This is a genomic window from Serratia ureilytica (assembly GCF_017309605.1).
Lineage (GTDB): Bacteria > Pseudomonadota > Gammaproteobacteria > Enterobacterales > Enterobacteriaceae > Serratia > Serratia ureilytica.
The window spans coordinates 447,128-453,178 of sequence record NZ_CP071320.1 but is presented as its reverse complement, the minus strand read 5'-3'; the positions used below and the strand labels follow the sequence as shown (position 1 = coordinate 453,178).

The window sequence follows — 6,051 nt, the reverse complement described above, 5'->3', positions numbered from 1 at the left end:
GCAAAGACTGGCCGCCCGACAGTTCAAGTCAGAATAAAAAAACCGTAGAAAAGCTGGGTCTCCCCCAACTAAGAAAGGATAGAATGGCTAATCCAGAGGTCCCCCCTGCGCCTCAATTTGCTGAGCTGTGAAGTATAGGAGAGGATATTTTTTTTGGCGAAACGTGCGAAAGGGAATAAATGACCATTTTATTTCCCCGATATTACTCAGGGATGACGAGGGTATTGAACTTGTATTAACCTGAGATGATTAGAGAATAATTAATATTTTTTTGTATTATTCAAAGAGGTTAATATGCAGCAATTCTTACGATAAGAGCCTCTCCATATCAATAAGTTATACTTTATTGTTTTAAAAACAATAATTAATAATTTAATTAATTCATTGTCATCGAAATTTATGCCCGGTTTTATCGGCAGCGGCTCTATCGCTTTTTGTTATAACAATGGGAAAAATTATGCTGAAAAAATTTTGCGTTTTTTCGTGCGCAAATCAACGGCACCGTTCCCAACCGCAGACAATGTCAATGGGGCGGCAGAGCCCGCCCCAAGAGGTCTTACCACATCAGCCGGCCGATCAATGGCGCGGCCACGACCGTGATGATGCCGGCCAGCATCATCACCAAACTCGACACCACGCCCTCCTGCGACCCCAGCTCATAGGCGCGGGCAGTGCCGGCGCCGTGCGACGAGGCGCCAAATCCGGCGCCCTTCGCCAGACGGCTGCGCACCGCCAGCCGCAAAAACAAAATATCCCCCACCGCCATGCCGAACACCCCGGTGATCACCACGAACAGCGCCACCAGATCCGGCTGCCCGCCCATCTGTTTGGCGGCCTCCAGCGCGAACGGCGTGGTGATCGACCGCACCGCCAGGCTGCGCTGCACCTCTTCCGGCAGCGTCAACAGGCGCGCCAGCCACACCGAGCTGTACACCGCCACCAGCACCGCGGTCGTTACCCCGGCGGTCAGCGACAGCCAGTGGCGACGGATGATATGCAGATTCTCGTACACCGGCACCGCGAAGGCGATGGTCGCGGGCCCCAGCAGCCACAGCAGCCAGTGGGTTTCACCGATGTAGTCCTGATAGGAGATATGGGTGACCACCAGCAGCAACACCAGAATCATCGGCGTCAGCACCAGCGGCATCAGCAGCAACGTGCGGCGGCGGCGATAGAGTTTCTTGTTGGCGAAATACAGCGCCAGCGTCGCCAGAAAACAGGCCAGGCTAAGGATAAAATCATTCATGGCGCTGCTTCCGCCGCTGCAGCCAAATCTCCAGCCGATACACCCTGTCCACCACCAGCCCGGTGGCGCCCAGCGTCAGCATGGTGCTGACTGCGATCACCAGAAAGATCTTCCAGCCCTCGACCATCAGCAGCTGGGCATAGTTGACCACCGCCACCACCGCCGGCACGAAAAACAGCAGCATTTCCGCCAGCAGCCAGCGGGAGCCGGCCTTGACCCAGCTGAGCGGCAGAATGCGCAGCAGGATCAGCGCCAGCAGCATCAGCATGCCGACGATATTGGCGGGGAGCGGCAGGTGGAATTGTTGCACCAGGCGATCGGCGATCAGGAACAGCGCCGCATACAACGCCACCTGAATCGGCACCTGCAAACGGGTCAGCAGGGAGGGGGCAACGCGGCGTAACGCCAGAGACATGAAAGATGACCTCAAACAATAATTGACGGCCTACAGTATACGCAGCCGGGAAACCACGCCTGAAATGAATTAAAATTATCGACATCATGCCGTCCGGGAATAGTTTCCCGCCGGTAGCGTCCCCAAGGAGAACCCTAACGTGGATGTCCGCACCCTGCGCTACTTCGTTGAAGTGGTGCGCCAGCAAAGCTTCACCCGCGCGGCGGAAAAACTGTTCGTCACCCAGCCCACCATCAGCAAAATGCTGCGGCATCTGGAGGAGGAGCTGGAATGCACGCTGCTGATCCGCGAAGGCCGCAAGCTGCGCCTGACCGACAGCGGCCAGGCGGTGTATCAGCGCGGCCTGACGATCCTCGACGAATTCCGCCAGTTGGAGGCGGAGCTGGAAGACATCAGCTCGGTGAAAAAGGGCGTGTTGCGGCTGGGCATTCCGCCGATGGTCGGCAGGCAGATCGCCGATCTGATCCGCCGCTTTCGTCAGACCTACCCCGGCATCGAATTGAAGATTTCCGAGCTGGGCGGGCTGTCGGTCGAACAGGCGGTGATGTCCGGCGAACTGGATCTGGCGATGACGGTGTTGCCCTTCGACTCGGAGCAGCCGCTGACCTTTCTGCCGCTGCTGGGCCACCCGATGTGCGTGGTGGCGCCGCGCACGCCGCAGTGGCTCAACCGCACCAGCATCAATATCGCCGAATTGGCCGACAGCCCGATCCTGATTTATAACGAAGACTTTGCGCTGTACAAGATGCTGATGAAGGCGTTTCGCCTGGCCGGTTTTGAACCGCAAATCGCGGTGCGCAGCGGCCAATGGGACTTCCTCGCCTCGATGGTGCAGGCCGGCGTGGGCATCGCCATGCTGCCGGAGCCGGTTTGCCGCTGGCTGGATAAGGAAAACCTGGTCTGGCTGCCGCTGGAACCGCGCATGGAATGGAAAATCGGCCTGATCTGGCGCCAGGGCAGCTATTTGTCGCACAGCGCGCAGGCCTGGATCGCCTGCTGCCGCGACTACTGGCCGCCGCTCAAGTAGCCAAAAAACAAGGGCCGCACAGGCGGCCCTTCAGGATGGGGATAACGAGGAAAAACGTTTATTCCTCCCTCTGCGTTTACCCCTCGCGCTCGATCAACAGCGCTTCGAGCAAATCGAGATCGTGCAGCAGTTTTTGCAGCGTCTCGTTGCTGATTTTCTGCGTGGCGCGCAGGTGGTACAGCTCGCCGCGCTCGGCGCGCAGCGCCGTCAGGCGGAAACGCCGCTCGAGGTTTTCCATCGCCAGCGCATTCTCGATATCGTCTTTCGACGCGATACGCCGCCGCAACATGCCCGTCACCCGCGAGCTGACTTCTTTCAACACCTGCGGATCGAGATTCTCTTCGGTATCGGCGACCAGGCGCTCTTCCATTTTATTCACGCTCTCGATCGCCACCTCGGCTGCCATAGCGATCGCCATGCGCTCTTCCTGCTTGCTGGCGCTCTTGTCGGTCACCTGCACGCCGCGCAACAGCAGCGGTAACGCCAGCACGCCGACAATCAACGACAGCAGGATCACCCCGGCGGCGATAAACACCAGCTGATAACGCGCCGGGAAGGCGGTGCCGTCGCTCAACAACAGCGGTATCGACAGCACGCCGGCCAGGGTAATCGCCCCGCGCACCCCGGCGAACGACGCCACCCACAGCTCACGTGTGCTGTAATCGCCGAACTGCAGCGGACGCTTTTTCATAAAGCGGTTGCTGGCCTTCTTCATCACCCACAGCCAGGTGAAACGCAGCACCAGCAGCGCGGCGTAGATGGTGGCCACGTCGGCGAACAGATACCAGGTCTGGATGGTCGGATCCAGCTCCGCCTGCAGGATGGAGGTTTCAAGAATGCCCGGCAGCTGCAGGCCCAGCATGATGAACACCATGCCGTTGAACACGAATTCCAGCATCGCCCACACGCTGTTGGCGCGCAGGCGCATCGCCAGCGGCGCGTTGCGGATCACGCCGGATTGGCTGATGGTCATCCCCGCCGCCACCGCCGCCAGGATGCCGGAAACGCCGATATGTTCGGCGATCAGGTAGGACGCGAACGGCAGCAGCAGCAGGAACACGATCTGGGTCGCCGGATCGTCGCCGCTCCAGCGGCTCATCACCCGCAGCGATTTACTGTAAGTCCAGGTGACCGCCACGCCGGCCAACAGGCCGCCGATCGCCACTTTGAGGAATTCAAGGGTCGCGCCGCCCACGGTGAACACCATCGTGCCCATCGCCACCGCGATGGCGAACTTGAGCGACACCAGGCCGGACGCGTCATTCATCAGCGCCTCGCCCTCGAGCACGCCCATGATCGGCTTGGGAATCCGCCCTTTGCCGACGATGCCGGACAGCGCCACGGCATCGGTCGGCGACAGCACCGCCGCCAGCGCGAAGGCCGCCACCAGCGGAATGCCCGGCACCATGGCGTAGATCAGATAACCGACGCCGACCACGGTGATCAGCACCAGCACCAGCGCCAGGCCGAGAATTTCACGCCCGTGATGCAGGAACTCGCGCGTCGGCGTTTTCCAGCCGTCGGCGAACAGCAACGGCGGGATGAACAGCACCAGGAACAGTTCGGGATCAAAATCGACGTGCAGCCCGAAATGCGGCCAGGCCAACAGGGCCCCGATGGCGATTTGCATCAGCGGCAGCGGCACCTGGAACGGCAACATGCGCGTCACCACCCCGGACAGGGAGACCACCAGGATCAAAATGAGGATTGTAAAAAAGATTTCCATGCTTTCCTTAGACTCTACGATTCAGACGACATCGGCTCAGGGCCTGCGTTGGTCCCGATAGTAGATCACTTTTTTTACAGCCGTTAAAGCTTGTTGTGCCTTTCAAAACGCGGTGCAGAGCAGAAGAAGACTTATCTTAAGAAGGGAATTGCCGTCACAGGCTCCCCCGCCCGATGGGCGAGGGAAACCCAAGAGGCTTAAATCGCCCAGCCGCCGGCGTAGAACGCCACCAGCGCCACGGCGATCAGCACGGTGCCGATGTTCAGCTTGTGCCATTCGCCGGAGAAGATGCGGCCGATGACCAGCGAGCTGAAGCCCAGCATGATGCCGGTGACGATGTTGCAGGTCAGCACGATGAACACGGCGCACAGCAGGCCGGCCATCGCGTCGACGAAGTCGTTGAAGTCCAGCTTGGTGACGTTGCTCAGCATCAACAGGCCGACGTACATCAGCGCCGGCGCGGTGGCGTAGACCGGCACCAGATAGGCCAGCGGCGACAGGAACAGGATCAGCAGGAACAGAACGCCGACCACGGTGGCGGTCAGGCCGGTCTTGCCGCCCGCGGCGGTGCCGGCGGCGGACTCGATGTAGACTGCGGCGGGCGCGGCGCCCACCAGCCCGGAGAAGATGCTGCTCAGGGAATCCGAGGTCAGCGCCTTGCCGCCGTTGATGATCTGGCCGTCTTTGTCCAGCAGGTTGGCCTGCCCGGCTACCGCGCGGATGGTGCCGGTGGCGTCGAACACCGCGGTCATCACCAGCGCCAGCACGCTCGGCAACACCACCGGCTGCAATGCGCCCATGATATCCAGGCTGAAGATCAACGATTTACCGTCAGCGTCCGCCAGGCTCGGCATGGCGAACAGCCCCTGATATTTCACTGCCGGGTCGAAGATCAGGCCGATGATGGAAATGGCGATGATCACCAGCAGAATGCCGCCGGGCACGCGCAGTTTCTCCAGGCCGAAGATCACCGCCAGGCCGACCAGCGTCATGACGACCGGGAAAGAGGTGAACGCGCCGAGCGCCACCGGCAAGCCATCCAGCGGGTTCTTCACCACCAGGCCGACGCCGTTGGCGGCGATCAGCAGCAGGAACAGCCCGATGCCGATGCCGGTGCCGTGCGCCACGCCCATCGGCAGGTTGCGCAGGATCCAGGCGCGGATGCCGGTGACCGAGATGACGGTGAACAGCACGCCCATCAGGAACACCGCGCCCAGCGCCACCGGAATGCTGATATGTTGGCCGAGCACCAGGCTGAAAGCGGTAAAGGCGGTCAACGAGATCGCACAGCCGATGGCCATCGGCAGGTTAGCCCACAGCCCCATCAGCAGCGAGCCCAGACCGGCCACCAGACAGGTGGAAACGAACACCGCCGCCGGCGGGAAGCCCGCTTTGCCCAGCATGCTCGGCACCACGATCACCGAGTACACCATCGCCAGGAAGGTGGTCAGCCCCGCCACCACCTCCTGACGCACGCTGCTGCCGCGCGCGGAAATTTTAAAATAGCCATCAAGCCCGCCGGTTGGTTTTGCGGCGTGGTTCGCTTGAGAGTTCGACATAGGTTACTTCCCCTGTGTTTCATGAATCGGCCCGTCGCAGCAGGCCTGTAATCTCGCCCGCGCCTGATCGCCACGTAA

Annotated in this window: 5 protein-coding genes; 1 reads left to right on the top strand and 4 read right to left on the bottom strand. The window is 60.6% G+C overall.

From position 1 onward, the window contains the following. Positions 1-556 precede the first annotated feature (556 nt). Positions 557-1,246: an LrgB family protein gene (locus tag J0X03_RS02145; RefSeq protein WP_160204653.1), complete on the bottom strand. Its 690-nt coding sequence runs from the start codon at positions 1,244-1,246 to the stop codon at positions 557-559. Further along, complete coding sequence (locus J0X03_RS02140) at positions 1,239-1,661, bottom strand: CidA/LrgA family protein (protein WP_004936830.1); 423 nt, start codon at positions 1,659-1,661, stop codon at positions 1,239-1,241. Before J0X03_RS02140 ends, J0X03_RS02145 begins: the two co-directional genes overlap by 8 nt. A 139-nt stretch (positions 1,662-1,800) precedes the next feature. Here J0X03_RS02140 and J0X03_RS02135 point away from each other — a divergent pair, with 139 nt between their 5' ends. Continuing rightward, a complete protein-coding gene (locus J0X03_RS02135) occupies positions 1,801-2,688 on the top strand; it encodes a LysR family transcriptional regulator (RefSeq protein ID WP_033644435.1) in 888 nt (295 codons plus the stop codon). Between the two features lie 76 nt (positions 2,689-2,764). Here the strand turns inward: J0X03_RS02135 and J0X03_RS02130 are convergent, their stop codons facing one another. Continuing rightward, a complete protein-coding gene (locus J0X03_RS02130; RefSeq protein ID WP_004936822.1) occupies positions 2,765-4,414 on the bottom strand; it encodes a Na+/H+ antiporter in 1,650 nt (549 codons plus the stop codon). Positions 4,415-4,611: 197 nt separating this feature from the next. Continuing rightward, the gene (locus tag J0X03_RS02125; RefSeq protein ID WP_069100424.1) at positions 4,612-5,973 is read right to left on the bottom strand and encodes an NCS2 family permease; all 1,362 of its coding nucleotides are present in this window, start codon (positions 5,971-5,973) and stop codon (positions 4,612-4,614) included. Positions 5,974-6,051 lie beyond the last annotated feature (78 nt).